The 24,589-nt window shown below is 62.2% G+C and carries 19 protein-coding genes; 12 read left to right on the top strand and 7 right to left on the bottom strand.

Annotation, left to right across the window (positions count from 1 at the left end):
* Positions 1-6: 6 nt before the first annotated feature.
* Complete coding sequence (locus GBEM_RS00995; RefSeq protein WP_041262491.1) at positions 7-792, bottom strand: rhomboid family intramembrane serine protease; 786 nt, start codon at positions 790-792, stop codon at positions 7-9.
* 234 nt (positions 793-1,026) lie between these two features.
* Between GBEM_RS00995 and GBEM_RS00990 the strand changes: the two genes are divergently transcribed.
* Together GBEM_RS00990 and GBEM_RS00985 are read left to right on the top strand one after the other, a co-directional pair.
* Positions 1,027-2,493 carry a hypothetical protein gene (locus tag GBEM_RS00990; protein ID WP_012528636.1) on the top strand — a complete coding sequence of 489 codons (1,467 nt, stop codon included), beginning with the start codon at positions 1,027-1,029 and terminating at the stop codon, positions 2,491-2,493.
* Between the two features lie 41 nt (positions 2,494-2,534).
* Positions 2,535-3,824, top strand: a complete 1,290-nt coding sequence (locus GBEM_RS00985; protein WP_012528635.1) for a LysM peptidoglycan-binding domain-containing protein — start codon at positions 2,535-2,537, stop codon at positions 3,822-3,824.
* Positions 3,825-3,836: 12 nt separating this feature from the next.
* On the opposite strand, the gene GBEM_RS00980 is transcribed toward GBEM_RS00985, so the two are convergent.
* On the bottom strand, positions 3,837-4,556 hold the full coding sequence (locus tag GBEM_RS00980) for a lytic transglycosylase domain-containing protein (protein ID WP_012528634.1): 720 nt from the start codon (positions 4,554-4,556) through the stop codon (positions 3,837-3,839).
* A 214-nt stretch (positions 4,557-4,770) separates the two neighbouring features.
* On the opposite strand from GBEM_RS00980, the gene GBEM_RS00975 reads away from it, so the two are divergent.
* Positions 4,771-5,451: a YceH family protein gene (locus GBEM_RS00975; protein ID WP_012528633.1), complete on the top strand. Its 681-nt coding sequence runs from the start codon at positions 4,771-4,773 to the stop codon at positions 5,449-5,451.
* A 110-nt stretch (positions 5,452-5,561) separates the two neighbouring features.
* Here the strand turns inward: GBEM_RS00975 and gdhA are convergent, their stop codons facing one another.
* The 4 genes from gdhA to GBEM_RS00955 all read right to left on the bottom strand — a co-directional run bounded on the left by gdhA (position 5,562) and on the right by GBEM_RS00955 (position 11,119).
* The gene (gene gdhA / locus GBEM_RS00970) at positions 5,562-6,911 is read right to left on the bottom strand and encodes an NADP-specific glutamate dehydrogenase (protein ID WP_012528632.1); all 1,350 of its coding nucleotides are present in this window, start codon (positions 6,909-6,911) and stop codon (positions 5,562-5,564) included.
* Positions 6,912-7,285: 374 nt separating this feature from the next.
* On the bottom strand, positions 7,286-8,356 hold the full coding sequence (locus GBEM_RS00965) for a type IV pilus twitching motility protein PilT (protein WP_012528631.1): 1,071 nt from the start codon (positions 8,354-8,356) through the stop codon (positions 7,286-7,288).
* A 42-nt stretch (positions 8,357-8,398) separates the two neighbouring features.
* A complete protein-coding gene (locus GBEM_RS00960) occupies positions 8,399-10,111 on the bottom strand; it encodes a DUF4388 domain-containing protein (protein ID WP_012528630.1) in 1,713 nt (570 codons plus the stop codon).
* A gap of 204 nt (positions 10,112-10,315) precedes the next feature.
* On the bottom strand, positions 10,316-11,119 hold the full coding sequence (locus GBEM_RS00955; RefSeq protein ID WP_012528629.1) for a triphosphoribosyl-dephospho-CoA synthase: 804 nt from the start codon (positions 11,117-11,119) through the stop codon (positions 10,316-10,318).
* 461 nt (positions 11,120-11,580) lie between these two features.
* On the opposite strand from GBEM_RS00955, the gene GBEM_RS00950 reads away from it, so the two are divergent.
* The 5 genes from GBEM_RS00950 (at position 11,581) to priA (ending at position 20,117) form a co-directional block, all read left to right on the top strand.
* A complete protein-coding gene (locus GBEM_RS00950) occupies positions 11,581-14,064 on the top strand; it encodes a penicillin-binding protein 1A (RefSeq protein WP_012528628.1) in 2,484 nt (827 codons plus the stop codon).
* Positions 14,065-14,282: 218 nt separating this feature from the next.
* Entirely contained in the window at positions 14,283-14,567 is a 285-nt protein-coding gene (locus GBEM_RS00945) for an HU family DNA-binding protein (RefSeq protein ID WP_012528627.1), read from the top strand.
* Between the two features lie 458 nt (positions 14,568-15,025).
* Positions 15,026-16,387: a DEAD/DEAH box helicase gene (locus GBEM_RS00940; protein ID WP_012528626.1), complete on the top strand. Its 1,362-nt coding sequence runs from the start codon at positions 15,026-15,028 to the stop codon at positions 16,385-16,387.
* Between the two features lie 149 nt (positions 16,388-16,536).
* Entirely contained in the window at positions 16,537-17,724 is a 1,188-nt protein-coding gene (locus tag GBEM_RS00935) for an FprA family A-type flavoprotein (protein WP_012528625.1), read from the top strand.
* 134 nt (positions 17,725-17,858) lie between these two features.
* Complete coding sequence (gene priA, locus GBEM_RS00930) at positions 17,859-20,117, top strand: replication restart helicase PriA (protein WP_012528624.1); 2,259 nt, start codon at positions 17,859-17,861, stop codon at positions 20,115-20,117.
* A gap of 130 nt (positions 20,118-20,247) precedes the next feature.
* Here priA and GBEM_RS00925 read toward each other — a convergent pair whose 3' ends face one another.
* A complete protein-coding gene (locus tag GBEM_RS00925; RefSeq protein ID WP_012528623.1) occupies positions 20,248-20,619 on the bottom strand; it encodes a hypothetical protein in 372 nt (123 codons plus the stop codon).
* Between the two features lie 217 nt (positions 20,620-20,836).
* On the opposite strand from GBEM_RS00925, the gene GBEM_RS00920 reads away from it, so the two are divergent.
* From GBEM_RS00920 to GBEM_RS00905, 4 genes are all read left to right on the top strand, one after another.
* A complete protein-coding gene (locus tag GBEM_RS00920; RefSeq protein ID WP_012528622.1) occupies positions 20,837-21,385 on the top strand; it encodes an acyloxyacyl hydrolase in 549 nt (182 codons plus the stop codon).
* Between the two features lie 125 nt (positions 21,386-21,510).
* Entirely contained in the window at positions 21,511-21,966 is a 456-nt protein-coding gene (locus GBEM_RS00915; RefSeq protein WP_012528621.1) for a GreA/GreB family elongation factor, read from the top strand.
* 22 nt (positions 21,967-21,988) lie between these two features.
* Positions 21,989-22,993: a YhdH/YhfP family quinone oxidoreductase gene (locus GBEM_RS00910; RefSeq protein ID WP_012528620.1), complete on the top strand. Its 1,005-nt coding sequence runs from the start codon at positions 21,989-21,991 to the stop codon at positions 22,991-22,993.
* A gap of 404 nt (positions 22,994-23,397) precedes the next feature.
* The gene (locus GBEM_RS00905) at positions 23,398-24,573 is read left to right on the top strand and encodes a GspE/PulE/PilB domain-containing protein (protein ID WP_012528619.1); all 1,176 of its coding nucleotides are present in this window, start codon (positions 23,398-23,400) and stop codon (positions 24,571-24,573) included.
* Positions 24,574-24,589 lie beyond the last annotated feature (16 nt).

Here is a 24,589-nt window from a genome sequence, read left to right as displayed (position 1 = left end):
TCGTCGCTACTTCTTATGCTCGTGGCTGAAAATATGATCCCTGCAGTAGCCGTACTGTCCGTTGCACTTGGGGCAGTAGCGGAAATCCATCTCGGGGTCGGTTTTGTCGGTGATGCCGCAGGTGGTGCACTTGTGGGTCAGGGGCTGCTCCTTCCTGGGCGCCTTTGCCACCTTCTTTGCTATCTGCCGCCGCCCCTGCCTCAGATTCAGCAGGATGTCCCTGGCGAAAAAGATCAGGAAGTTGGCAGTCGCCGCCAGCACCATCACCCGCGCCGTCCAATCCCCGAAAATGAACTGGTAGGCGTAGCCCAGCCAGGTGAGCAGGGCAAGCCACTTGATCTTCACCGGGAGTATGAAGAAGAGCAGGATCTCGAATTCCGGGAACAAGGCGGCGAACGCAAGGAAAACCGAGCCGGCGAGAAAGGCGTTGCTGATCGGGTAGGCCGGCACCAGGAAGGACGCCCCCAGCGTGATCAGGCACCCAAGGAAAAGGTAGGCGTTGTAACGGAAGGCCCCCCAGTACTCTTCAAGCGCCGAGCCGAGCATGTAGAAAAAGTACCAGGCGATCAGCGTGAAGAGCACGCCGGAACGCGGTGGGTCGAAAGGGATGGTGAAGATGCGCCACCACTCTCCCGCCATCAGCAGATCGGCCGAGAAGTAGGTAGAACTCCGCTCCAATTTGCCGGTGAGGTACATGACGTAGAAAAACGACTGCCCAGCGATCAGATATAGGGTCAGATTCGGGATAGCGAAGCGCCCTAGCTTTCTTTCCAGCAGGTCTATGATTCTCATTGCGCGGGATCGGGTCCTTTTTGAGCCGGCAGCACGCTGCCGAGAGTTAGCCAATCGGCCCTCATGGTCGGAATACGTCGCGCAATCTACCACATTACTTTATTAAAGCGCAACCATCGCTCTCGTTATCAGGCAGGTGCCCTGGAGCTGCAATTTGATCCCATGGGTTGAATAATATTGATTATTGCGCTCCCCTCCCCTAAAATGTCGCGAATTCTAGATGAAAAGGAAAACATGACCAGCGTCCTCTTAATATCGGATACCGAAAGGGTGCAGCGCATCTTCCAAACCCTGGAAGGGAAGGAAGTGCTGAAACTGCATACGGCATCGACCCTCCCCTCGGGCGAGGCGCAGATCACCGCTTCCCCGTGCGACTTCACCTTCGTGCAGAGCCGCATCTCCGGTTTTTCCGGGGACATACTGCTGCGGCACTTGGAGAAGATGCTGCACAAGGGTGCCGTGCTGGTGCTTTTGGCAGGCGATGCCGAGGATGCTGAACAAGCGCGCAAGCACGGCAGACAGTCGGTCGACCTCACCCTTGCGGACGACCTCCTGGCGCAGACTCTGCTGGCGGTAGTGACCGGCGCTCCACTCCCGGAGCAGGGGACAATCGAAGCGCCTGCTGCGACCAAGCCTGCCGCCGCGAAGCAAGAGGCCGCGCCGTTCGCGTCGCCACCGGATACGGAAGAGAAAGAAGCCGAGCGCTCTGCCGCTTTCGCGGTTTCCCCCTCCCGGACCACTGACCCGCAAGCCTCCCCTTTCGAGGAGGCGATGCAACGTGCTGCATCTAACGTCGCCCCCATCAAGGCAAGCCTCCTTGAGGTTGAGGAGCGGGTCGAGATCGGCAAGGGCGGCGCCGGGGCGGGAAATACGCCAGCTCCGCCCGTCCCTCCTGCCGGGCAACCGGTGCGGCCGGACGACATTTATGCCGGAGAGACCCTGCTGGAAGCGATGCGCCGCGCGGAAAAGAAAAAGAGCCGCCGCCCATACCTTCTCATCCTGCCGGCCCTGGTGCTGATCGCCATCCCGTTCATCTCCTACACCGTTGGCAAGAGGTCGCCGGCAAATATCGAAATCGCACCGGCTTTCAAGCCGGCAGCGAAGCCGTCAGCCTCCCCCCAAGCCCTGCCGCCGAAGGCAGCGCCTGCCGCTCCGCCGGCCGCCCTTGCGGAAAAGCCCGGCACCCCCCCAGCGCAACCGGCTCTACCGCCGGCTACTCCCCAGACGGCAAAACCAGCGCCGCCACCGCCACCCGCTACGGCTGCGCGTCCCGCGCCGACCGCGCCGGCTGCACAAAAGGCGGCTCCGCCTGCCGCCACTGCAGCGAAACCTGCCGCCAAGCGCGGAGCCGAGCGGCTCCCCCCGGTGCTGGAAGGAACCAAACCCGACCCGCAATATGGCAAGACCCACCCGGGGTGGGAGCGATACCTGGGGCTCAGGGCGGAATACAAGCTCTTCCGTGAGAACAACCTGTACAAAGCCCTTCAGGTGGTTTCTGTCGACGGCGGGACGATTTCCGAGGACCTCTTCAGGAGGATCCTGCGGGAGTTCGGCGGGGCGGACGACTACCGCGTCGAGTCGAGCGAAAAGAAAGGGGGCTACCTGGTCGAGCAGTGCAGCACCAAAGGGAACACCGCGCTCACCATCTATCGCAACCACAATAACCGCAAGATGAAGGGCTTTGTCGTTTATTACCGTTGATGGCCCCGCCGGTCCTGAAATAAAGGAAGTGAGGTAAATTGATGACCAATCCGACCAAGGCCAAGGGAATGCTCCTCTTGGCGCTCCTTTCGCTGCCGTGCCAGTTGCACGCAGCGCCCCCCCAGTATGAAATCGACCTGAAGGAGTTGGACCGGCAAAAGCCGGCCCCAGCCCCGAAACCGGCAAAGAAAGAGGCTCCGGCCCAAAAGCACGCCCCGACAAAAAGGGAAGCACCCGGGGAGACTCCTCGTCCCGCCAAGGGAGCAGCACCTTCCAGCGCTTCCGGGGAGTACGTCCGCTATACGGTGAAGCCGGGGGACCACATCTTCAAGATCCTCATGGTGAACTTCGGGATGTCCAACGAGGCCGCGGAACGGCTGATCCCTGAGATCGTGCGGATCAACAACATCAGCAACATCAAAGCGCTGACAGTGGGACGCACCTTGCTGATACCCGCACAGGGAAAGCAGACAACAAGCGGACACCATCCCCGGAAAGAGAAACACAAGGAAAAGCCGCGGGCAGCCGCCCCCGAGGCTAAGACATCCCACGAGAAAGCGCCTGCCGCGCCGTCCGCCCCTGCCCCGCAGGCACCTGAGGCGGCACCGAGGGCTCCGGAGCCTGCCCCGAGGGCACCTGAACCGGTACCGGCACCTGCGCCTCGCCCTGCTGAACCTGCACCTGCCGCACCCGCGGCGAAACCTGCTCCGGCTCTTGTTCCCGTTCCGGCTCCGGCTCCTGCTGTAAAGGCTCCTGCTCCGGCTCCGGCTGTAAAGGCTCCCGCTCCCGCTCCCGCTCCTGTTCCCGCGCCGGCAGCGCCGGCCGCCGTGCCGGCTCCTCTTGCTGTGCCGCAGGCTGCCACCTGGGTCTGCCCCGCGGCTAAGAAAAACACGGCAGCCATCGTCGACTCGCTGCTCAACGCCCTCTCCGCCTCCTGGAGCAAGAGCAAAATCATCCACTCCGGCAGCGGCGCCCCCACTACCTTCAGCATCAGGGTGGACCGCTACTTCGAGTACAAGGGCGCACGCTACGTCATCAGCCTCGGTGAAAGCGACCCCTACAACTACACCCTGATCAGGCTGCTTGAGGCGGCAGGGTACCGCGTACTCATGCTGAGCGGGGGCGAGGACTTCAAGACCACCTCTGAGAAGCTATTCAAGCTCGTGGGCATCGAACCGGCGTTCGGAAACTATCCACTGTCAGGGGGGAATCAGGCGGCGGGTTACCTGCTCCAGCAGGAAGACGCAGGGGGGAGACGGGTGTTGCTTACGGAAGGCGCGCCGCCCCCGGGGCACAAGTGGGTGCTGCCCCTGGGATGCGGCCCGAAATAGGGATGGCCTGAATTACGGAATGGGGGATGCTGCGGTGCCCCCCTGTTCCATGCCGGAGTCACCGGCACTGGGGGCCAGCGAGTTCTGCTGGATGCTGCCGGGGAGCGCGCTCTGCAGAGACGAGTCTGCCAAGGAAGGGGTTTCCTCCTTCAGCACCTCTTTGGGGGACGGAATCGACCCTTTCACCTTCACGGTGAATTCTTCCCCTTTTCCCTGGGCTGCCTCGTCGACCCAGCCCTCAACCTTGTCCCGTACCAGGTCCTCGATCCTCCTGTTGAGCGGCGTATAGGCCGCTTCCTGCTTCAACGGCTTCACGCGCTGCAACTGGTCGAACACCTTCTTGGAATATTTATCGCGCTTTTCGGGGGTCTGACTGTTGTAGCAGCCGATGGCCTTCCAGGTGTAGCCGTACTTCTCCATGCACATGGAAAGTATCCAAGCGCCGGTCTTCACGCTGTTGCACGGGTCGCCGAGCGAGTTCCAGCGCTCCTTGCCGATGGTGGGAGCCCAGATGGAGTTGATCTGCATCAGCCCGAAATCGTAGGAACCGTTGGTGTTGTAGTTGACGGCGGCGGGGTTGAAATTGGATTCGACCTTGGCTATGGCGCGTAGGATCTGCGGATTGATGCCGTATTGCTGGCCCGCCTCTTCAAAACAGAAGGCGGAAGCATCGTTTGCCAGCGCCAGGTTCAAGGCGGCAACCGCAAGAAGCAGTTTGGCTTTACCTGTCATCGGGACCTCTTTTGGGGGTGTAGGGTCATCTGCAGGAGGCTTGCTGAGGTGAGTTTTACCTGCGGATGTCAGGCCGGGCCTCTGTTCGCGGCCGGGCACAATCCGGCCAATAATACCTTTTCCGGCTGATGATGTCACCAGCTAATATACCGAAGCCCCCGCACCTGGCCGTGCGGCGCTTCCGGCCACCCCCCTGGGGCAGAAGGAGCAGCTGATGAGAATGAACCTGAGCGAGCTGGAAATAAGGATCCTGGGGTGCCTCATGGAGAAGGAGCTGGCCACTCCCGAGATCTATCCCCTGACCCTCAACGCCTTGGCCAGCGCGTGCAACCAGAAATCAAACCGCGATCCCGTGATGTCCGTAACCGAAGCCGACCTGCTGCGCGGGTTGGAAGCGCTAGGCGCACGAGGCCTCGCGCGGCTCACCACGACCGGAGGACGGGTCGCAAAGTACTGCCATTCGGCAACCGACAACCTGCGGCTTGCCGCCGCCGAGCGTGCGGTGCTGGCGGAACTGATGCTGCGGGGGGCCCAGACTGCGGCCGAGTTGCGCAGCCGCGGCGAGCGCATGACCGAAATGGGAGACATCGAATCGGTGGAGGAGACCCTGCGGAAGCTGCAGCAACACGGCCCCCCCCTGGTGGTGAGGCTGCCGCGCCAACCCGGGCGCAAGGAGCAGCGTTACCTCCAGGTCTTTGCGGGGTTGCCTGAGTTCCCCGACGAGCTGGACATATCGGAGGAGATGGAGCCGGCGGCAGGCCCAAGAGCGGCTGCCGGGCGTCCCGCAGTAGGAAACGAGCGGCTGGAGCGGCTGGAGGAAGGAATAGGCTCGCTGCGGCAGGAGATCGCCGCACTGCGCCGGGAGGTGCAGGAGATGATGGACGCCTTCGCCTAAGCCCCAGATCTTGTTCTCAAGGAGGACCCTGGGAACAAGGCAAGAGCAGGCAAAAAAGAAAGCCCGGCATCTCTGCCGGGCCTTCTTTTTTGAAACGGCGCAGCTAGCTACTAGATCAGGCCGTGTGCGACCATTGCCTGGGCGACCTTGATGAAGCCGGCAATGTTGGCGCCGTTCACGTAGTTGCCCGGGGTGCCGTACTCTTCGGCGGTCTGATAGCAGGTGTCGTGGATATTCTTCATGATCTGCGCCAGACGCTGCTCGGTGTATTCGAAGGTCCATGCGTCGCGGCAGGCGTTCTGCTGCATCTCCAGAGCGGAGGTAGCCACGCCGCCTGCGTTGGCTGCCTTACCGGGGCCGTAGGCGATATTCGCCTCGAGGAACACCTTGACCCCTTCCGGAGTAGTCGGCATGTTGGCGCCTTCGCCGACCGCGATGCAGCCATTTTTGACCAGGGTCGCTGCATCCTTGCCATTGATCTCGTTCTGGGTCGCGGAAGGCATCGCCACCTGGCAGGGGATATCCCAGATCTTGCCGTTGGGGATGTATTTTGCGTCCTTGTGGTACTTGGCGTAGTCCTCGATGCGGCGGCGCTCCACTTCCTTGAGCTGCTTGATCAGGTTGAGGTCGAGCCCTTTTTCGTGGTAGATCACGCCGTTGGAGTCGGAGCAGCTGATGCACTTGCCGCCCAGCTGGTGGATCTTCTCAATGGTGTAGATGGCCACGTTGCCGGAGCCGGAAACGGTACAGACCTTGCCATCGAAGGATTCCTTGCGCACCTTAAGCATGGCATCTACGAAGAAGGTGGCGCCGTAACCGGTCGCCTCAGTGCGCACCAGCGAGCCGCCCCAGTCGAGGCCTTTGCCGGTGAGGACGCCGGGCTCGTAGCGGTTGGTGATGCGCTTGTACTGGCCGAACATGTAGCCGATCTCGCGCCCGCCCACCCCGATGTCGCCCGCCGGAACGTCTGTGTGCTCGCCCAGGTGACGGTAGAGTTCGGTCATGAAGCTCTGGCAGAAACGCATGATTTCGTTGTCGGACTTCCCTTTGGGATCAAAGTCGGAACCGCCTTTGCCGCCGCCGATCGGAAGCCCGGTCAAGGAGTTCTTGAAGATCTGCTCGAAGCCCAGGAACTTGATGATCCCGAGGTAGACCGAGGGATGGAAACGCAGGCCGCCCTTGAAGGGGCCAAGGGAGCTGTTGAATTCAACGCGGAAGCCGCGGTTGATGTGCACGTTCCCACCGTCGTCCTGCCAGGGCACTCTGAAGATGATCTGGCGCTCCGGCTCGCAGATCCTCTCGATGATCTTGCGCTCGGCGAATTCCGGGTGCTTCACCAGCACCGGTCCGAGGGACTCGAGGACCTCACGTACCGCCTGGTGGAACTCTACCTCACCGGGGTTGCGCTTGAGTACTTCCTGAAAAATCGGCTCTACTTTCTCGTCAATCTGTGGCGACATACTACCTCCTAGTGGCATGGTAAGAGTGTTATGGTCACTCTTTAATCAGTTTTACACTGTCAGGGCAAACCTCCCCCGCCAAGTGCCACATTTGTATGCACGCGCTGAACCATTTTTATGCAGCTATGCCTTAAAAAGATGCAGCCAATTGTTACCCCGCCGATTTATATGACAATTTTCCCAGAGATGTTGAGATACCCTGCTTTCTTTTTGTGCAAAATCGTGTCCTACCGTTTACATTTACGACACAACTAATGTTAGTTTTTACTCAAATGCAGGTATGACAGCTGGGAAAAATGGGAGGCGCAAATAAAAAAAAAGGGGGGGGTGCCGCAATAAACGGCACCCCCCCTTTTCTCGTGGCGATGGCGAGGCTAGTTGGTGAACATCAGTTTCCGTTCCAGGTCCATGGAGTGGGAAAGCCGCTTGGCGTCCTCCATGGTGATCTGCTCCTGCTCGTGCAACTGGATCAGGTGCTGGTCGAAGGTCTGCATCTGGTATTGGCTGCGGCCGTTCTCCATGTGCGCCTCGATCTCGTCCAGCCTCCCCTCCCTGATGCAGCTTTGGATGGTGGTGGTGGCGCGCATGATCTCGAGGACCGGAAGGATCGCCTCTCCGGTCTTGTTCATCACCAGGCGTATCGAGACGGTGGCGACCAGGATGTCCGCAAGCCTTTGGCGCACGATCTCCTGGGCGTCGGGAGGGAAGTGCCCGACGATCCTGTTGATGGTCGATACCGCACCCTGGGTGTGCAGGGTGGAGAGAACCAGGTGGCCGGTCTCGGCCGCCATCAGGCAGGATTCGATGGTGGCGGTGTCGCGCATCTCGCCGACCATGATCAGATCCGGGTCCATGCGCAAAGCGGCTTTTACCGCAGAACTGAAGCTGTCGGTGTCGATCCCCACCTCGCGCTGGATGATGCAGCTCTTCTCGGACTTGAACAGGAATTCGATCGGGTCCTCGATGGTGATGCAGTTGTAGGCGAGGTTTTCGTTGATGTAGCGCAGTATCGAGGCGAGGGTGGTCGATTTGCCGTTGCCGGTCGGGCCGGTCACCAGGATGAGTCCGTTGGGTGCCTTGGCAACCTCCCCAAGCACAGCCGGCAGGCGGAGTTCTTCAAAGGTGCCGATGTTGGCGGGAATGACCCTCATGATGATGCCGAAGTGCCCGCGCTGCTTGAAGATACTGACGCGGAAGCGCGCGCCGCTCGGCAGGGAGAAGGAGGTGTCGTATTCCTTCTGGTCGGCCTCCCAGCGGCGGTTGTTGTGTGCCATGATCTGCGACGCGATGAATTCCGTATCCTCGGAGGTGAGGCTGGGGAGCTTGGAGCGGATGATCTGTCCCTTGCCGCGGAAAAACGGGGGATTGTCCACCTCGAAATGCACGTCGGAAACCTTTTTGCTGAAGGCTATTTCAAGTATTTGGACGAAGATCTTGGAATCCATGGTCCCCCCTGTAACTGAATGGATGACATCGAAACTTGCTGCTTATTTTTGCGCGCACCTTTTGCGGTAGAGCACGTTGTCTATGATGAGCCCCGCATGCTGGGAGAGGATCTCGAGCAGCTGCAGTTGAGGATCGCCCCCGGCGCTGGAGCCGAAATCGGCGTAGATGACGGCGATGACCCTGCCGAAACTCCTGACCGGAAGCAGGAGGATCCTGCTGCTGGCGGGAGCCCCGATGGCGGAGAACATGGTCTCGCGCACGGCGCGGTCGGCGTCGCCGTAGTAGATCTCTCCTTCCAGCGCCTTTTGATACAGGTCAGGCTCGCCGGTCGGGATGCGCAGCTTCACCGAGGTGACGGCGCCCGTGTCGCTCGCTCCGATGGCGCGTTCGGCGATCAGCTCGGAGCGCACCACCACCAGGGTGACCCCGCGCTTGAAAAAGCCGCAGGCCGCCTGCAGCAGCGCAAAGGTGACCTCCGGCGGGTCGCGCTGCTCGGAAAGGGCCAGAAAGCTGCTTCTGAACCTGGGCAACAGCGCGAGCCCGGGCTCCTCGCTGCGCTTTTCCAGGTAGCCGGCCAGGGCTCGACAGCTCTCTATAGCATCGGCGATGAAGCTCCCGGCACGCTCCTTTCTGGTGGCGCGGGGCAAAAACGCGCTGGCTCCGACGTCGAATGCGCGTGCGAAGAGCGCGTAGTCGCCGGGGGAGGCGAGAAGGACGATGGGGAGATCGGGATGACGTTCCCGTCTTTGCTGCGCAAACGCGAGCAGAGCAGCTCCGTCACCCGGCTCGCCGGCATCCACCAACAGCAAGGGAAGGCGCTGCCTGGAGAGGGCCTGGTCGAGGACCGCATCGATATGGGAAGGATCGTCGGTCGCGCAGAGAAAGCTTGCGCCGCAGACGGCGGCCACGCATTCGCGCAGCACCTTGTCGGTGGTGTAGAGCACCACCCCGGTTCCGGCGAAGGCCCCCTCCTGAGGCTGCGGCAGCTGCTCCAGGTAGCGGAAAAGCAGCTGCTGTTCCTCCACGGGGATTCCCGTCAGCTCGTCCCGGAGCCTGTTGGACGGGGTGTCGGGGAGCTCCTCAGCCAGGGGGGCGAAGTGCTGGGGGATGCGCCTTTCCAGCTCGTCCAGTTCCTCCAGCCCCAGGTCGACGGCGGATATCTCAGCGGCGCCGGCAGGCGCTTCCGGCATCGGTGGCTCTGCGGTACCGAACATGGCCTCGGGGGTGAGGGTGCCGTCGCGCTTACGCTCATCGTAGATGCGCAGGGCGTCCATCAACAGGTTCTGCGTGTTGAGGTGGATCTCCTGCTTGACCTGTTCGGGGAAGTAGCGGTAGTCGTCGGAAACGACGGACTCGTTGACGTCGAGGGAGAAGGTCCCCCTGGTCCAGGTGAGGACCTCGACGATGGTCATTTCGATCAGCGCTTCGAGTCCCTTGTAGGCATCCGAAGTCTTGACCACCCCCCCCTCGATCAGGGTCTGGATGATCGGCTTGCGCTGCGAGCCGGCGGATCTCTGCTCCTTAAGCGCCAGATCGAGGTTCTCTTTGGTGATCAGCCCCATGTCGAGCATGATCTGGCCGATCCTGACGCTGTTGTTCACGTGATTCGCGCTGACCACGAACCCGTCCACAAAGGCCAGCTGGCTCTCACCCTTGGCGCTTTTCAAGGTCAAGGTGCCGGACTTGCCGGTCGCGTGCAGCAACTGGATCACGTCGACTATGGGCAGGTGCTCTAAATCACCGTCAAATGACATGCAGGTACCCTTGTGTTGGCTGGTGTTGCGGGTTTGAAGAACCGTTAGCTTTACCTTCGGGGACCGAGCCAGGGAAGGCTCTTCTCCCCTACGGCTGCCAAGGCCCCTGGTAAGCGGCGTCATATTAGCATGCGTAAACGGTCAAGTAAACCGAAACTGCTCGGGTTTTTGGCAGGATGGGCAGACGCGGGGGGCGCGACAGGCTTAGGCAGCCTCGAGTTCGCCGGTATGGCTCAGCCAGGCGAGCGCCAGGGCGAGCACACCGGCTACGCCTCCCATGGTGAGCCTGGCGCTGGTGTAGTGTGAGTTCCGCTCGGCAAGGAAGGCGAGGAAGTCGTCCCGCTGCGCCACCATCCGCTCCAAGTACCTGCCGTCCTCCCGGACCGTCCTCAGTCCGCTTCTGCCGCCGCTTTTCAAGGTGGTGCTGTCTTCCACCGTCTGCATAAGGCGCCCCAGCATGGCGAAGACGGCGCTGCCGCGGTTGCCGCTGGCGACCTCGCGCCTGAACACCGGGAGCGCCTGCTCGAAAAGGGAGGGGAGGCCGGCCAAGGCCTCCTCCCTGATCCCCCCGCCCTGGAAGCGGTTGCGCACGCGGGTGGAGGAGCCGGGCTCGCCGTGCTCGAAGAAGCGCGCCGCAAGGGCTGCGATCGACGCGCGCAAGGCGGTTTCGTCCCGGCTGGGGGCGCAGGCGCTGGCGCAGATGAGAAGCCCGCCGAGAAAGATGTACCCCTTGTGGCAGCTGCTGCCGATGGCCCGCTGCACCGCCCGCTCGGCTGCGGCGCCAAGGCGCACCTGCTCGGCCAGGTCCGCACCGCCGGCTACAGCCTGGCTCAGGTCGAGCAAGTACAGGGCCACTACCTTGAGGGACTCCTCCATTATCGCGATGTCGAGACCGGGGAGCGGACCGCTGTCGGCAAGATCGACGAGCCCCGGCTTCGGGGTCAGGTAGAGCTCCATGAACGCTCCGCGCACCAGGTTATGGGCCAGCTTTTCCAGATAGTTACGCATTTCACCTCGAGGTCAGTCGCCGGTTGATATCTTGAGCGCGCTATCTTAGCACCTTTTCCGGTGCCAAATAAACCTGTATACGATATCCGGCCTCGACCTAGCCCCCCTTGGGTACCGGTGGCCGGCGCCAACCCGGCGTCAGGAACTATCTCGACAGGGAGTCAATCGGGTCGCGGCGGGAAAACTTTATAAATATTTCGTTCTTAGGGAAGCGCCGGTCCGCGACTCCCCGCCGGCAAAGGCTCCTTTGCACAATAACCTTGAATTCATAGGTGGTTCTAGGATAATCTCGCTCTGGCATCCTGCTGCAGGCCCTGCCACACCCAGATGCACCGCCCCGGAAGCTAACCTTCCCCGCCGCGGGGGTAAACGCTCTCGCCGCCCCCGCCGTACCGAACCTTCCAAGGCACCACGCCCCGCCTCTGCCGGGCGCATCCGACCACTGGAGAAACACAGAACCTATGGAAACCTATAAGGCGCAGCCCCGGCAGCAAAACCGCAGACTGAAGCAGCGGACGGGAGGCAAAGTCCTCCTCGCCGCCTTCGCGACCGTTTCAACCATCCTGTTTCTCGCCTTCATCGGCTATTTCTTCTACCTTCTGGGAGCACTCCCAAAGGTGGACCGCCTGGCGGACTACCGCCCGCCCATCCTTTCCCAGGTCTACGGCGCCGACGGCGCCCTGGTGGGGGAATTCTACCTGGAGCGGCGCACGGTGGTCCCGGTAGACAAGATGCCCAAACGGCTGATCCAGGCCTTCGTCTCCGCCGAGGACTCGAACTTCTACCAGCACAAGGGTATCGACTACGTCGGCATCGCCAGGGCCGCTTTCAAGAACCTGATATCCATGCGCAAGAAGGAGGGGGCCTCCACCATCACGCAGCAGGTCGCCAAGTCGATGCTGCTCACCCCGGAAAAGAAGTTCTCCCGCAAGCTCAAGGAGGCGATCCTCGCTAAAAGGATGGAGGAGCGGCTCTCCAAGGACGAGATCCTCTACATCTACCTGAACCAGATCTACCTCGGGGCGGGGGCCTACGGCGTGCAGCTTGCGGCCGAGACCTACTTCGGCAAGGAAGTCGAGAACCTGAACCTCGCGGAGATGGCGATGCTGGCCGGGCTCCCCAAGGCCCCCAACAGCTACTCCCCCATCAAGCACCTGGACCGGGCCAAGGAGCGCCAGGCGTACGTGCTGGAGCGGATGGTGAAGGAGGGGTACATCACTCAGGCCGAGGCGCAGTACGCCAAGGCGACCCCTATCGTGATCCAGCCGCTCAAGAAGGTGAACGCGGAGCAGTCGGCCTACTTCCTTGAGCAGGTGCGGCAGCAGCTGGTGCAAAAGTACGGCGAGGAGCGGCTCTACAAGGACGGCCTCAAGATCTACACCACCATGAACGGAGAGATGCAGAAGGCGGCCTACACCTCGGTCGTGAACGGCCTGAAGGCGGTGGACAAGCGCCAGGGGTTCCGGGGGGCCGCGAAGTACCTCCAGGAAGCAGAGGTGGAGCCTTTCTGCAAGAAGGTCGAGGACGAGATCGACGACCTCTCCCTGAAGGAGGGGAACGTCTATCAGGGGGTGGTGACCGGCGTCGACCCGGCGAAACGCGAGCTCACCGTGCAGGTGGGGGAGCGTACCGGGACCGTCCCCAGGAAGAACATGGAATGGGCCGGGAAGCTGGAGCTGATCCCCAGGTTCGGAAAACCTGAGGCGAAGCGCGCCATCGGGCTTGGCGCCGTTTTGGAGCTGCAGGTGAAGGTGCCGGATCAGAACAGGACCGGGGCGGTGTTCGCGCTGGACCAGGCCCCTGAGGCACAGGCGGCGCTGATAGCCCTTGACCCGTTGACCGGGGGGGTGCGCGCCATGGTCGGGGGGTACGACTTCAAAAAGAGCCAGTTCAACCGCGCCATGCAGGCCAAGCGGAATCCGGGCTCCGCGTTCAAGCCAGTCATCTACGCCGCCGCTTTGGACAACGGCATGACAACCGCAAGCGTCATCGACGACTCCCAGGTTGAATACGAAAGCGGTGCGGAGAAGGCCTGGAAACCCAAGAACTACGACAACGTCTACCGCGGACCGGTCACCATGCGCGAGGCGCTTACCGAGTCGATCAACGTGGTGAGCGTGAAGATCCTGGAACAGATCGGGGTGGGAACCGCCATCGAGTACGCCAAGAAGATCGGGATCACCTCCCCCTTGGCCAGCAACCTGACCCTCGCCCTCGGTTCCTCTTCGGTGACCCCTATCGAGCTCACCAGCGCCTATGCCGTGTTCGCTTCCGGCGGTTACCGGACCACCCCCTACTTCGTCACCAAGGTGCTCGACCGCGATGGGAACGTGCTCGAGGAGACGGCGGAGCCGAAGATCCCCGTTTTCAGCCGCATGTCGTCTGCCGGCGAAGGGGACGAGAACACGGCGCCAGGCGAGAATGGGGAAGGAGCGGCACCGAAGCCGGCCGAAGCCGGCTTGAACTCGGCCGCAGGGGGGGCCTTCCCGGTGATCCCGCCTGAGACCGCCTTCATCATGACCAACCTGATGCAGAGCGTCGTCACCAGCGGCACCGGCGGCAGGGCACGCGCCGTGGGGAGGCCGGTCGCCGGCAAGACCGGGACCACCAACGACATGAAGGATGCCTGGTTCGTGGGATACGTGCCGCAACTGGTGGCCGGGGTGTGGGTAGGATACGACCAGGAGCGGAGTCTGGGAGCCGGAGGATCTGGGGGCCAGGCGGCAGCGCCGATCTGGACCGACTTCATGCAACGCGCCCTCGCCGGCCTTCCGGTGAAGTCGTTCCCCACCCCGGGGAACGTCACCTTCGCCCTCATCGACCCCCGCACGGGGCACCTGGCGCGCGAAGGGACCCCCGGCGCGGTGCAGGAATGTTTCATCGCCGGGACGGAACCGACCAGCTACGGCGCCGAGCCGCAGGCGGATGCAGGTGGCGCGCCGTAACATATTGTTTTTACTGCGCTTGAGCAGGCAGGGCTCGGAAGGAAAAGGAGACGGCGGCAGCGCCGCGAAGGGCTGCCAGGCGCGGTTTTACGGCTACCGCCGGAGGCTAAAACCGCTCCAGTTCTGGAAAAAATGGGGTTTATTCCAATAAAACCCTTGCAAACTGCGAATATATGATTATAGTGACCCTAATTTAATCCAGCCAAGGAGGGTCTCACATGACTAAAGCAGAACTGGTCGAAGCAGTGGCAAAGTCCGCAAACATCCCCAAAGGCGCAGCTGAGAAGGCCGTCGGTGCATTCATCTCCAGCGTCAGCGGCGCATTGAAGAAGGGAGACAGGGTAACCCTGGTCGGCTTCGGCAGCTTCGAAGTGGCCTCGCGTCAGGCCCGTACCGGCAGGAACCCGCAGACCGGCAAGGAAATCAAGATTGCCGAAGCCAAGGTGCCCAAATTCCGCCCCGGCAAGGCTCTCAAAGACGCCATCGCCGCCAAGAAGAAGTAGCACCGGACCAGCAGAGACGTGCCCCTCCGCGACTGTCGCACCGTCCCCGGCACGCACAGAAAACCCCGCTTATGCGGGGTTTTCTTTTTAGTGGAGGTATACGCTTTGGCCGAAATAAAAGCTTGCCTTATACCGATGGCTGTAGTAAAGCTGTTTGTCTGACTGACTCAGTTCCATCTGGGGGACTCCCCCTTCCCATCGATCCAACCCCTTCGCATTCAGGTTAATCCCCACAAGAAATGCGGCAGCAGCTATGGTTGGCGACGATGTTTGGTTTGCCGGTCATAAGGCGTGTTGCCGTTTCAGCTTTTAATTGCTTCGCGACAAATGCTGTCGCAGCGGCCCTCTCACGCCCAACACTTCACCGACCCTTTTGCAAAAAGAGCCGACTGCCGCCCCCGGGGATCTTCGGGCTGCGCCGCCGTGCGCTTTTGCCAAAAAGGGAGCAAAGGAATCACATGTCTTTTGAAACTCTGAACCTCTCCGCACCCATCCTCAAAGCAATCCAGGCCTGCGGCTATACGCAGCCCACCCCGATCCAGGCGGAGTCGATTCCGCTCGCGCTCTCCGGGCGCGACCTGATCGGCAGCGCACAGACCGGGACCGGCAAGACCGCGTCCTTCGTGCTCCCCGCGCTGGAGCGCCTGCTCACCCCGTCGCCGCTGCGCGGCAAGGGCCCGAGGATCCTGGTGCTCACCCCGACCCGCGAACTGGCTATCCAGGTGGTGGACGCAGTGAGAAGCTACGGCAAGTTCATGCGGGTGCGCTGCGGTTCCATCCTGGGCGGGATGCCCTACCGCGACCAGATGATGCTCCTGGCCCAGCCGGTCGACATCATCGTGGCAACCCCCGGGCGCTTGATCGACCACCTGGACCGCCGCTCCATCAACTTCTCCAGGCTGGAAATGCTGGTGCTGGACGAAGCGGACCGCATGCTGGACATGGGCTTCTCGGAGGACGTGGACCGGATCGCCAACGCGGCCCCCGCCGAGCGCCAGACGCTCCTCTTCACCGCGACCATGGACGACGCCATGGCGAAACTGGCCCAGCGCCTGCTCAAGGACCCGGTCCGGGTGGCTGTGGAAGGGACGGAAGTCGCCAACCTGCAGATCGAGCAGCGCCTGCACGTCACCGATGACATGCGCCACAAAAACCGCCTGCTGCAGCACCTGGTTTCCGACGCGAGCGTCACCAAGGCGATCATCTTCTCCGCCACCAAAAAGGACGCCGACCAGCTTGCCTTCGAGCTCTACTCCCAGGGTCACGCCGCGGCTGCCTTGCACGGCGACATGTCCCAGGGGGCACGCAACAAGACCATCACCATGATGCGCCGCGGCAAGGTGCGCCTCCTGGTAGCGACGGACGTAGCGGCTCGCGGCCTGGACGTCACCGGCATCAGCCACGTCATCAACTACGACCTCCCTAAATTCGCCGAGGACTACGTGCACCGCATCGGCAGGACCGGCCGCGCCGGTGCTACCGGCATCGCCATCTCCTTTTGCTCCATGAACGAGGTCGTCTACCTGGACCGCATCGAGCGCTTCACCGGGAAGAAGCTGCCGATGCACGTGGTCGAAGGTTTCGAGCCGACCCGCCCCCTGAGGAGAGGGAACAGCGGTGCGCCCGGCGCGAGGAAGGGGCGTCCTTCCTTCGATCCGCGCAAGAAAGGGTTCGCCCCCAAAGGGCGTTCCGACCAGGGGCGTTCCGACCAGGGGCGTTCGGGATACGCGGGGCGTTCCGGGCAGGGAGCAACGGCCGGCAGGCGCGACAACCAGGTCGTGGTCGAGTACCGCCGCGGCCAGGGCGGCGCCGGGAAATAGCCCTTTTCCTTGCTTTCAGCAGGTGATTTTGGTATGGTTTGCAGCGAAAAAGGCCCCCGCGGAAGCTTCCACGGGGGCCGCTTGTTCAACAGGGTCAGCTGCGGCAGGTTGGAAGCGGCTGCCATGATAGTTAGTACAGGGGGTGGCAGATGTCTGGAGCTGTTGAGTTAGGTAAAGGCCTTCACTGGATCGGGGTCAAGGACCCCAGCCTCACCGTCTTTGACGACCTCTTTCCCACAGAGTACGGCACTACCTACAACTCGTACCTGGTGCAGGGGGATACCCACACCGCCATCATCGACACGGTGAAGAGGAAGCGCTTCGACGAGTTCCTCGCGAACATCCGCTCCATCACCGATCTCTCCAAGATCGACTACATCGTGGTGAACCATTCCGAGCCGGACCACTCCGGTTCCCTCGCGCTCTTACTCGAGCTCTGCCCCGAGGCTACCGTGGTCTCCAGCCAGGCCGCCCGCACCTTCCTTGGCAACCAGATCCACACCCAGTTCGGCTCCCGCATCGTCAAGGACAACGACACCCTCGACTTGGGCGGCCGTACGCTCCGCTTCATCGCCGCGCCGTTTCTGCACTGGCCCGACACCATGTTCACCCTGCTTGAGGAGGAGGGGGTGCTCTTCCCCTGCGACGCCTTCGGCTCCCACTACACCGGCGAGGGGATCTTCGCCGACGAAATGCCCGACTTCTCCGGGGAGACCCGTTTCTATTTCGACTGCATCATGCGTCCCTTCAAGGAGCGCATCCTGCAGGCGGTCGCGAAGCTCGATGACGTGGAGCTGAAGATGCTCTGCCCGAGCCACGGCCCCATCTACCGCAGCGACGCCAGGAAACCCATCGAGCTGTACCGCAAGTGGTCCATGCCCAAGGCAGCCGGCCGCCGCATCGCCATCTTCTATATCTCCCCGCACGGCAATACCGAGCAGATGGCCGAGGCGGTCGCCAAGGGTGCCGGCGCGGCCGGGGTCCACGTCACCCTGTGCCACATAAACCACGCCTCCGTCGCCGATATCCGGGACCTGATGGAGGAGTGCGACGGCCTCATCTTCGGCACACCCACCATCAACCGCGACATCCCGAAGCCGATGTGGGACGTCTTGGCCTACCTCTCCACCGTGAGCCTGAAAGGGAACATCGGCGGCATCTTCGGCAGCTTCGGCTGGAGCGGCGAGGCGTGCCGGATGCTCGAGGAGAGGCTCAAGAGCCTGAACTTCAAGCTTCCCGCCCCCTTCGTCCGTGCCCCCTTCATGCCCAAGGCCGAGGCGCTCGCCGAGTGCGAGGCGCTGGGCCGCGCGGTAGCCGAAGAGGTCCTCAAGAAATAGCTGCAATGAACACTTCTCAGGCGGGAGCGGCAGCAAGCCGCCGGCACCAAGCCGCTTCTGCCACGTTTCACCACGGCCGCTCCCCTTCCTCTTCGTCTCTTCAACCCTTATAACCAAAGCCCCAACGACACCGCATGCAGACACCGGTTCCGCACATAGTCGAGGTAGCCATCCCGCTCCCCCTGGAGGGAAGCTTCCACTACCTCGTGCCCGCGCGCCTGTCGCCGCAAGTAGCCTCCGGAAAACGGGTGCTGGTTCCCTTCGGCAGGCGCAAGGTGACCGGGTATCTCCTGGGAGACACCGACGCCCCCGGCGCGGGAGAGCTGAAGGAGGTCCTCGACATCCTCGACGAGGAGCCGCTTTTCACCGCGTCCGAGCTCGACTTCTACCGCTGGATCGCCGGGTACTACCTGCACCCTCTGGGGGAGGTGATCAAGATGGCCCTTCCCGCCGGGATCAACCTGGTGAGCCGCTACCGCTGCGAGCAGGGTGAGGACGGGACCCCGGTGCTGAAGGAGTTTCTTGCCGGCGGCAGGAACGTGAGGACCGAGCGCTACTTCCTTCCGGTCGCCGACGAGGAGAGGCGCCCGAGAGGAAAGGGGCTGGAGATCCTTGAATACCTGCTGGAGATAGGTGAATGCCCGGCGGCCGATCTCAGGAAGCGGTTCGGCAACTGCACCCCGCAATTGAACCGGCTGGTGCAACTGGGCTGCGCCCGTGTCGAGGCGCGCGAGGTCTACCGCGATCCCTTCCGCTCGCAGGAGTACCAGCACGACGGCCCGCTGCCGCTGAACCTTGCGCAGTCCGAGTCGCTCACGCGGCTCACGGCCGCGATCGAGGCCAGCGCCTTCTCCCCGTTCTTGCTGCACGGGGTGACCGGTTCGGGGAAGACCGAGGTGTACCTGCAGAGCATTGCGGTAGCCCTTGCCGCCGGGCGGAGCGCTCTGGTGATGGTCCCGGAGATAGCGCTCACCCCGCAGCTCGTCGGGCGCTTCAAGAGGCGCTTCGACTGCGGCATCGCCGTCCTGCACTCCGGGCTTTCCGACGGCGAGCGCTACGACGAGTGGCGCCGCATCCGCCGCGGCGAGGCCTCTATCGTCATCGGCGCCCGCTCCGCCCTCTTCGCGCCGCTGACAGAGGTCGGCGTAATCGTGGTGGACGAGGAGCACGAGGGATCCTACAAGCAGTCGGAGGGGGTGCGCTACAACGCGCGGGACCTGGCTCTGGTGCGGGGCAAACTGGCTGGGGCCGTGGTGATCCTCGGCTCGGCGACCCCGCTGGTCACCAGCTACCATGCCGCGATGAACGGAAAGCTCGGCTACCTCCAGCTTCCGGACCGGGTGCGGGAACTCCCCATGCCGCAGACGGAGATGCTGGACGCCCGCAGGCAGAAGGGAGAAGTGTTCCTGCCGCCTCTCATCGAGGCCATGGGAGAGAACCTGGACAACGGGGGGCAGACCCTCCTCTTTTTGAACCGCCGCGGCTTTGCCACCTACCTCGTCTGCGAGAGCTGCGGCCACGTGCTCCGCTGCCCCAACTGCGAGGTCACCCTCACCTTCCATCGCCTGAAAGGAAAGCACGTCTGCCATTACTGCGACTTCTCCATGCTCCCCCCGAAGAACTGCCCCCACTGCGGCGACGGCGAGATAACTCTTCTGGGGCGGGGGACCGAGCGGGTCGAGGAGCAGGTGCAGCAGCTCTTCCCGCACGCCCGTGTCTCCCGGATGGACCGCGACACCACCAGGGGAAAAGGGGGGCACGCCCGCGTTTTGAAGGAGCTCGAGGAGGGAGAGGTCGACATCCTGATCGGCACCCAGATGATCGCCAAGGGGCACGATTTCCACGGCGTCACCCTGGTCGGGGTGCTCTCGGCCGACGCCTCTTTGAACCTGCCGGATTTCAGGAGCGCCGAGCGCACCTTTCAGCTGGTTACCCAGGTGATGGGGAGGGCGGGGAGGGGAGATAAACCGGGGCGGGTGCTGGTGCAGACACTCGCGCCCGAGCACTACGCACTCACCCGCGCGGTGAGCCACGACTTCCAGGGGTTCTACCAGGAGGAGATCGCCTTTCGGGAGGAGGTAGGATATCCCCCCTTCGCCCATCTCGCCTCGCTTACCCTCTCGGCGGTCGCGGCCTCGCAGGGGGAGCACTCCGCCGACGAGGCCGCTGCGCTGCTGCAGAAGATCAAGCGGGAGTGCCGGTTGCGGGTGGAGGTGCTCGGGCCGGTGACGGCGCCGCTTGGGAAGGTGCGGGGACGCTTCAGGTGGCAGATCCTGTTGAAGGGGAGGGAGCGGGCCGATCTGCACCGGCTGCTGTTCCACTTCAGGGGGGGCTTCAGCCACCCCTCTACGGTCAGGCTCACCATCGACGTGGACCCGGTGGACATGCTGTAACATGGGTGATGCGTCCGCTACTCTCCCCCTCCCCCGCAGGCGGGGAGGGGGGTTATACCGCCAAAATGAGCAAGCAAAAAAAAGGGCCTCGCATAACGGAGGCCCTGTTTATTCACCTGGCTCAATCACTTTAGTCGACATAGTTGTAGTTCGTCTCCTGATCCAGAATCTTCAACAGCGATTCCGGCGTGTACAAATACTCTCTCTGCTTCTCCTCAACCTCCTTCCCTTCTGGAGGTGTCCAGCGCAGCACCCAGTCGCCTTCACGCTGTTCCTTGGTCACCCTTCCCTTGCAGCGAGCCTGCACAGTACGCCACATCTCGTCCTGGCCTATCAGTTCGAATCCGTCGATTTTGCTGCTCTCTTTGAGGGTGTCCAGAAACCTGGATACAAGATCGAAATCGATGAAGTCCTCCTCATTGCGCCACCACTTGATAAACATTCGTTCCGGGTGATGACCTTTCTCCTCTCGTATTTGCTTTACCAACTCGTACCCTTTCATAGCCGCCTCCTTCGACTTGCCCATTCTCTTTAGGCACTGTCAGCTCCACCGGTCAATTTAATAGTACAGCTGGGCCAATTAATACGCAAGAACAGCTATTTTGTCCCTCCGGACGCCCATCCGCAGCGCCTTCCGACTGAATCACGATCCCCCTCGCTTGTTGCTTTCAAAGGATTATCAGATACATTAGGTACGGCAAATTTACAGGAGAAATCCCATGAAAACCTCCGGCTATCTGCTCCTCACCCTGCTCTTCCTCGGTCTGTGCCACTCCTCTCCGGCCCTCGCAGAAGGAGGCTGGGGGCCCTTCGGAATAAGAGGGGGCTTCGCTGCCGAATCGAAGGATAGAAACACCACCCAATACGAGGTCTTCGGGGAATACGAGCTCCCCTGGAGCCTGCGCAGCAAGGGAGGCTGGGGCATCTCTACCCGTCTCGCGCTAACGGCAGGAGCCCTCAAAAGCCAGGGACAGTATGGCTTCGTCGGTTCCCTGGGCCCCGCCTTCTCTCTAGGAAACCCTCAACTCTTCCCCCTGGAGCTCGATCTTGGGGTCAGCGTTGCCCTCCTGAGCCGCGAAAGATTCGGTACCAGGGACTATAACGGCATAGAGCAATTCTCCTCCCACGGCGGGTTCATCTACCACATCAACCGGAACCTCGGCCTGTCCTACCGCTACCAGCACATGTCCAACGCCGGCTTCAACGGCCGCCAGAACCCGGGCCTCAACATGCACCTCTTCGGCATCAACTGGTACCCCGACCGCTGAAAGTCCCCCCTTTTTTCCAATGACAGATGAGACGGGAAGTTATAGTATCGCCAGCACGCCGACAAGCGGCGGGAAAACCATCACAGAGGAAGGCATAGCTCATCGCAACGGAAAAAAAGAAGCTGGTGCACCAGCTCATCATCGAAAGGCTCGCAACGGATCTCGCAGTTTTGACCAACGCGGCCCGGGCCGCACATGAAGCGGCCACCCACGAAGAAAACATCCCCGACAACAAATACGACACGCTGAGCCTCGAGGCCTCGTACGTGGCCCAGGGTCAGGCAAACCGCGCCCAGGAGATACGGCGCGCACTGCACGCCTACCGCTCCCTGGAGCTGCAAGAGTTCAGCGCCGGCCAGGCTATCCGCCTCACCGCACTGGTGACGCTGGAGGGAGAGGACGGCGGCGGAAAAACCTTCTTCATCGGCCCCCAGGAAGGGGGGTTGAAGCTGGAAATCGAGGGTAAGGAAGTGGTCGTGATTACCCTCGGTTCTCCCATGGGGCAGGAGCTGATCGGCAAGAGCGCCGGCGACGAGGCCCGGATTGGGAGAGTGGCATACGAGATTGTCGCAGTATCCTGACCCGGAACCAACAGGAGGGAACATGGCAGCGGAACGTTTCGATGCACTAGTGGTAGAGGAAGAGGCGCCCGGAAGCTTCACCCGCCGGATCAAGAGCAGATCGATCGACGAACTGCCGCCGGGCGAGCTGCTGGTCAAGGTCCGTTACTCCTCGCTCAACTACAAGGACGCGCTCTCCGCGCTGGGACGCCCCGGGGTGACCAAGAACTATCCCCATACCCCTGGCATCGACGCGGCGGGCGAGGTGGTCTCCTGTTCCGACGGCGCCTTCAAAAGCGGCGAAAAGGTGATCGTGACCGGCTACGACTTGGGCATGAATACCCCCGGGGGATACGGCCAATACATCCGAGTCCCCTCCGCCTGGGGGGTCCGTCTCCCCGAGGGGCTGTCGCTGAAGGAGAGCATGGCCATCGGCACCGCGGGGCTGACCGCGGGGCTGTCGCTGCAAAAGCTCGTCCAGGCTGGGGTCAGGCCGGAACACGGAGAGATCCTGGTGACCGGCGCCACCGGCGGGGTCGGCAGCGTCGCCGTAACGCTTCTCGCCCAGGCGGGGTACCAGGTCGTGGCTGTCACCGGGAAGGCCCGGGAGACCGAGTTCCTCACAGGGCTTGGGGCGCGCCAGGTATTGAACCGTGACGCCTTCCTGCAGAACTCCGACCGCCCGCTCCTGAAGGAACGCTGGGCTGGGGTCATCGATGTCGTGGGCGGTCCCATGCTGGCGGCAGCCATAAAATCCACCGGGTACGGCGGCGTGGTCACCTGCTGCGGGCTTGCCGGTTCCGCCGAGCTCCCCCTGAACGTCTTCCCGTTCATTCTACGGGGGGTGTCGCTCTTGGGCGTCGACTCCGCGCAGGCCCCTTCCACCGTCAGAAACGAGGTATGGCAGCGGCTGGCAGGAGATTGGAAGCCGCAGCGGATTCTCGAGCAGGTGCAGGAAGTGCCGCTGGCCCAGCTGGAACAGAAGTTCGACGCCATTTTGAAAGGTGAGTTGCGCGGCCGGACGGTAGTCAATCTCGCCCCCCGTTAGCAAAGATCTTCCCCTGCCATGGTCAGCCTGTCTCCCCTCGCCCTTTGGGAGAGGGGCGGGGGTGAGGGCAGTGCCCAGCCAGGATCCCGCCTTCGTGACGTCTCCCTCACCCTGTCCCTCCCCCAGAGGGGGAGGGGACGCTGGGTTCCCCCTAATTCCGCTCATGAACCTTTAGAAAATGTGGTGACACTGTAACAGCTGCCCCCCTGTCTCTTTGCTTTTGTTCTTATTGACAACGTCGCCTGTTAGGCTCTATTTTAGCGCCTGATTCATTTGCTCTGTGCGGATCCGGCACTCCCCAATGATTGTCACTGTTCCATCATTGGGTGATGCCTATGCCAATGTCTTCCCAGCAGCAAATATGAAATGCCGGTGCAATGCCATGGGTGGAGGTTGCAGAAACAATGAGACTAGGCGAACTGCTGGTAGACGCCGGGAAGATCACCCCGACGCAACTCGAAGAGACGCTGAAAGGCCAGGCGATCTTCGGGGGACGCTTCGGCACCAACCTGGTAGAGATGGGGTACCTGGACGAACAGGAACTCGCCCATTTCCTCAGCCAGAAGACCGGCATCGCCCACACTTCCCCTGAACAGCTGATGGAGATCCCCCCCCATGTAGTCGGCGCCGTTCCCGAAGAATACGTCCGCAAGTACCGCGTGATGCCCGTCGCCCTCAACAACCGCAAGCTCACCCTCGCCATGCTGGACCCCAGCGACTTTCAGGCTATCGACGAGATCGCCTTTGCCACCGGGTACATAGTGGTCCCGGTCATTGCGCCCGAGTTGCGGATGCTGAGCGCGATGGAGAAGTACTACGGGATCAAGCGGGAATTGCGCTACATCAGTGTCGAGGGGCTCAGCCGGAACCGGGCGCACAACGCGGCGCCTGCGGCTCAACCGCGCCCTGCCGCAGCGGCGGCCTCGCATCCCCTTCCGGCTCCCGAGGAGGACCTCTGGCTGTCGGCAGAGGAGGCTGAGATACTGGAGCTTCCTTCCCTCGACGAGTCTGAATGCTTCGGCGACCTGAGTGCAGAGCCGAGCCTCGACCCCTTGGCGGGGAGTTCGCTCTACCAGAGCGCGCCGGAGAAGGATTACTCGCTGGACGGCGTACTGACTGGACTCGCCCATGCGGGCGAGCGCGACCAGATCGCGGACCTCGTCGTAGGGCACCTGGGACAGCAGTTCCGCCGGGTCGCCATCTTCCTGATCAAGGGGGGTAAGGCTACCGGATGGCTGGCGCAGGTCGACAGCAAACTGGTCCCCGGTTTCGAAACGGTCGAGATTCCCCAGTTTGAGCCTTCGGTGCTGCAGCTGGTGGAGGAGACGAAAAGCTTCTACCTCGGCCCGCTTCTCTCCACAACCGGAAACGCGCGCCTCTTGGATGCCCTGGGTGGAGGAGCTTCGCCGCAGAACCTCCTGGTACCCCTGCTGATGATGGGAAGGGTGGTGGCGGTTCTCTACGTCGACGGCGGGAATCTCCCTCTCGACCCGGAACTTCCCCAACTCCAGAAGCTGATGGCGAAGGCCTCCATGGCCTTCGAGATCCTTATCCTCAAGAGCAAAATTTTAATTACCTAACGCCAATGAACGACTA

The organism is Citrifermentans bemidjiense Bem (assembly GCF_000020725.1).
Lineage (GTDB): Bacteria > Desulfobacterota > Desulfuromonadia > Geobacterales > Geobacteraceae > Geomonas > Geomonas bemidjiensis.
This window is presented reverse-complemented; position numbering and strand designations above follow the sequence as displayed.

Bases quoted from the DNA above. Each gene is read 5' to 3' on its own strand.
- GBEM_RS00990 (WP_012528636.1), top strand. From the start codon at position 1,027: ATGACCAGCGTCCTCTTAATATCGGATACCGAAAGGGTGCAGCGCATC.
- GBEM_RS00925 (WP_012528623.1), bottom strand. From the start codon at position 20,619: ATGAAAGGGTACGAGTTGGTAAAGCAAATACGAGAGGAGAAAGGTCAT.
- GBEM_RS00995 (WP_041262491.1), bottom strand. From the start codon at position 792: ATGAGAATCATAGACCTGCTGGAAAGAAAGCTAGGGCGCTTCGCTATC.
- GBEM_RS00935 (WP_012528625.1), top strand. From the start codon at position 16,537: ATGTCTGGAGCTGTTGAGTTAGGTAAAGGCCTTCACTGGATCGGGGTC.
- GBEM_RS00940 (WP_012528626.1), top strand. From the start codon at position 15,026: ATGTCTTTTGAAACTCTGAACCTCTCCGCACCCATCCTCAAAGCAATC.
- GBEM_RS00950 (WP_012528628.1), top strand. From the start codon at position 11,581: ATGGAAACCTATAAGGCGCAGCCCCGGCAGCAAAACCGCAGACTGAAG.
- GBEM_RS00975 (WP_012528633.1), top strand. From the start codon at position 4,771: ATGAGAATGAACCTGAGCGAGCTGGAAATAAGGATCCTGGGGTGCCTC.
- gdhA (WP_012528632.1), bottom strand. From the start codon at position 6,911: ATGTCGCCACAGATTGACGAGAAAGTAGAGCCGATTTTTCAGGAAGTA.
- GBEM_RS00910 (WP_012528620.1), top strand. From the start codon at position 21,989: ATGGCAGCGGAACGTTTCGATGCACTAGTGGTAGAGGAAGAGGCGCCC.
- priA (WP_012528624.1), top strand. From the start codon at position 17,859: ATGCAGACACCGGTTCCGCACATAGTCGAGGTAGCCATCCCGCTCCCC.
- GBEM_RS00985 (WP_012528635.1), top strand. From the start codon at position 2,535: ATGACCAATCCGACCAAGGCCAAGGGAATGCTCCTCTTGGCGCTCCTT.
- GBEM_RS00955 (WP_012528629.1), bottom strand. From the start codon at position 11,119: ATGCGTAACTATCTGGAAAAGCTGGCCCATAACCTGGTGCGCGGAGCG.
- GBEM_RS00980 (WP_012528634.1), bottom strand. From the start codon at position 4,556: ATGACAGGTAAAGCCAAACTGCTTCTTGCGGTTGCCGCCTTGAACCTG.
- GBEM_RS00905 (WP_012528619.1), top strand. From the start codon at position 23,398: ATGAGACTAGGCGAACTGCTGGTAGACGCCGGGAAGATCACCCCGACG.
- GBEM_RS00920 (WP_012528622.1), top strand. From the start codon at position 20,837: ATGAAAACCTCCGGCTATCTGCTCCTCACCCTGCTCTTCCTCGGTCTG.
- GBEM_RS00945 (WP_012528627.1), top strand. From the start codon at position 14,283: ATGACTAAAGCAGAACTGGTCGAAGCAGTGGCAAAGTCCGCAAACATC.
- GBEM_RS00965 (WP_012528631.1), bottom strand. From the start codon at position 8,356: ATGGATTCCAAGATCTTCGTCCAAATACTTGAAATAGCCTTCAGCAAA.
- GBEM_RS00960 (WP_012528630.1), bottom strand. From the start codon at position 10,111: ATGTCATTTGACGGTGATTTAGAGCACCTGCCCATAGTCGACGTGATC.